This is a genomic window from Rhodococcus chondri (genome assembly GCF_036327435.1).
In the GTDB taxonomy this organism is placed as follows: domain Bacteria; phylum Actinomycetota; class Actinomycetes; order Mycobacteriales; family Mycobacteriaceae; genus Rhodococcus; species Rhodococcus chondri.
The window spans coordinates 1-2646 of sequence record NZ_JAUZMZ010000317.1 but is presented as its reverse complement, the minus strand read 5'-3'; the positions used below and the strand labels follow the sequence as shown (position 1 = coordinate 2646).

Genomic DNA, 2646 nt, shown 5'->3' with positions numbered 1-2646 from the left:
TGCTCTTTCGTCGAGTCGAGTTGGTAGCTCTCTCGAAGAATCACGCGGTGACCGTCTTTCGTCCGGTTACGACACGCCGGTCAGCTCATTGAGCTCCGGCTTCTACACCACTCTGATGGACGCAACCTCCTGCCGCGGCATCTGCATACTTCACGGGTACCTCATGACCTTCCAACCGCACACCAAGACTGAGCACCCGGCTCGACAAACCGGCGTCGGTGACCCCGAACTGCTCCCACACGGCCGCACGCTCGGAAGCCGTGACCGGCTCGGGGACCCCGCAGTCATTGGCAAGGACCCGGAGCACCCATCGGCGCACGGCAGTGTCGGTCAAGGCTTTGGTATCTCCTGTCACGGTCTCCGCAAGCTCGACGGGTGAGATGCCCGCGGCGGGGAGGGCCGAGAGGATGCGCGCCGCGTCCCGTAACGTGCCGGACCGGAACTCGCGCAGCGACATCCGTTGCGACTCGAGAAAAGCGAGCCGGTGCCGGTGCTGCGGCGTGTCGAGGATCGCGCGGACCTGTGACCACCCGTCTCGCAGTGCCTGCTCGTCTGCGGCTTTGGCGGCCTGCCGGTCGACCAGGGGCGACTCGGATTCGAGCACAGCAATAATCGACCTACCGCCGTTGGCGGACGAACGCATCCATCGATCGAGCTCGGCCAGCGGGATCTGCACCCGAGTAGCCGCGCTCGTCACCCGCCCACCTCGGATCGCGACCGCCAACCGCCACAGGTTCGGGGTGGACTCGGTGACCGGAACCGTCACTTGACCGGCAAGCTGCAGCCCGTTGCGCTCGAGCCGTTTCCGAACCCTCTCGAGCACTGCTCGTAATTCCGGAGTGTCGGCCCACATCGCTACCTCCCGAAACTCGGCGGCGTCGACCGGACCGCCGACACATCGGCAGCAGTAATACCGGAAAGCACCGACAACGATCTCAGTGACGGGTAACCGGTGACGCAGCATCCGGCGCGTCGACCGTCGGCTAGACGAACTCGAGCGCGCCTTCCACCGGCTGTGACACCTTCCGAGTGCCGGGCGACCCCAGCGCGGTCGCCAGATCCGAGCCGTCGTGCTCGGCCAGCAGCTCACCGCCGGACCACACCAGCAGGGTCGCCGCGACCGTGTGCTCGGCCACCGAATGAGCCAGATCGTAATGCGCACACCCCGGCACCCCGGCGTAGGTGATCCACAGATCGAACCCGGTCATGAACAGATCCAGATCGAACTGCACACACAAACTCAGCAATTCGCTGCGACCGGTGTCGTCGACACCGGCGAACGCCTCGTCCAGCGCCAGCAGCCGCGGCGCGTGCGGATCGGCGGAATCGAGCATCACGTGCGCCGCCGCGAACAGCGGCAGGTGCAGCGACACCGACTGCTCACCACCGGAGAGCGCCGAGTGCCGCGCCGGCGTCAACCGGTCCTCGCTGCCGTCCGCCCCGATCAGGCCGAACGCGAACACCCGCCACCGCCGATAATCGAGCGTCGACGCGAGGATCTCCGGGTACGACCGCTCCGGATGGGCCGCTCGTTCGGTGCGGATCCGCGCCGCGAAATGGGCTCGTATCCCGGCCAGATCCTCCGGCGACAGCGCGGAGGCGTCCCGATCGAGTAGCTTGCACACCGCGCGGGCCTGATCGTCGAGGTGATCGGCGAGCACCCAGTGCACCCCGATGGTGTTGCCCGACGACATGTGCCGTCGACGCATCTCGGCGCCCATCCGTGCGATCAGATCCCGCGCATCGACGGTGCGATCGTGGATCTGCTGTGCCAGACCGGCCAGCAGGGCATCCTCGAGGATGCGCCGCTCCGAGTCGCTCAACAGCAGCTCCTGCTCCTGCCGGGCCGCGGCGATGCGCACCGCGAACTGCCCGACCGACGAGAACCCCTGCTCGTCCTGCACCTGCACCACGGTCACCCCGTCCGGGGCATCCCACTGTAACCGGTAGTCCTGCCCGGCCGCGGCGAGCTGTGCGTCGAAATCCTGCAGTGCTGCCGTCAATGCCGACCGCGTCGACTTGCGCGCCGCGTCGCTCGAGGTCACCGAGTCCGTCGCGGTGGCGAGCGCCCCGAACAGCGCGGTCACTTCCGGCGGCAGGGTGGCCATGTCGTCGTCCGGCCCGCACTCGTCCGACTTGCGGAGCCGGTAGAGCCACTGGTCCGCGTCGAGCCACGCCGCCGCACTCGACGGCCACACGTACTGCTCTTCGATCCCCAACAGCGCCAGCACATCCCGGCGTGCGTAGGGGGCGAGCCGCTCGGCGTCGGCGCGCACCTCCACCAGCGCGGACCGCAGCCGTTCCTCGGCGGCTTCGTATGCCGCCTCCGCTTTCCCGAGCTGCTGGACCGCCGCCTGGTGTGCCTTGGCCGCGGTGCGTTGCCGGGCTTTGGTCGCCTCGATGCGGGTCCGCGCCTCCTCGAGTTGCTCATCGATACGTTCCGCACTCGCCCCGAGTGTCTCCTGCAGCGTCTCGAGTCGCTGCTGCTGGTTGAGCAGCGACTCCTCGGCCACCGCGGCCTGCTCGGCGAACTCCTCGGCGGCGATCCGTGCCTCGTCGAGCCGCACCTGCGCTTCGCGGGCCCGCTCGCTGTTCGTCGCCTGCTCGCGGCGCGCCCGCAGCACCGCCTGACCCTGTGCCTGGAAG

At 68.4% G+C, this 2646-nt stretch carries 2 protein-coding genes; both read right to left on the bottom strand.

Features of this window, described 5'->3' with window-relative positions; translation table 11 throughout:
- Positions 1-85: 85 nt before the first annotated feature.
- Complete coding sequence (locus Q8814_RS25600; protein WP_330154753.1) at positions 86-853, bottom strand: TIGR02679 domain-containing protein; 768 nt, start codon at positions 851-853, stop codon at positions 86-88.
- Between the two features lie 130 nt (positions 854-983).
- A partial coding sequence (locus tag Q8814_RS25595) for an SbcC/MukB-like Walker B domain-containing protein (RefSeq protein ID WP_330154752.1) occupies positions 984-2646 on the bottom strand: 1663 nt, incomplete at its 5' end.

Excerpts from the sequence above, each read along its gene's own strand:
- Q8814_RS25600 (WP_330154753.1), bottom strand. The coding sequence starts at position 853 with ATGTGGGCCGACACTCCGGAATTACGAGCAGTGCTCGAGAGGGTTCGG.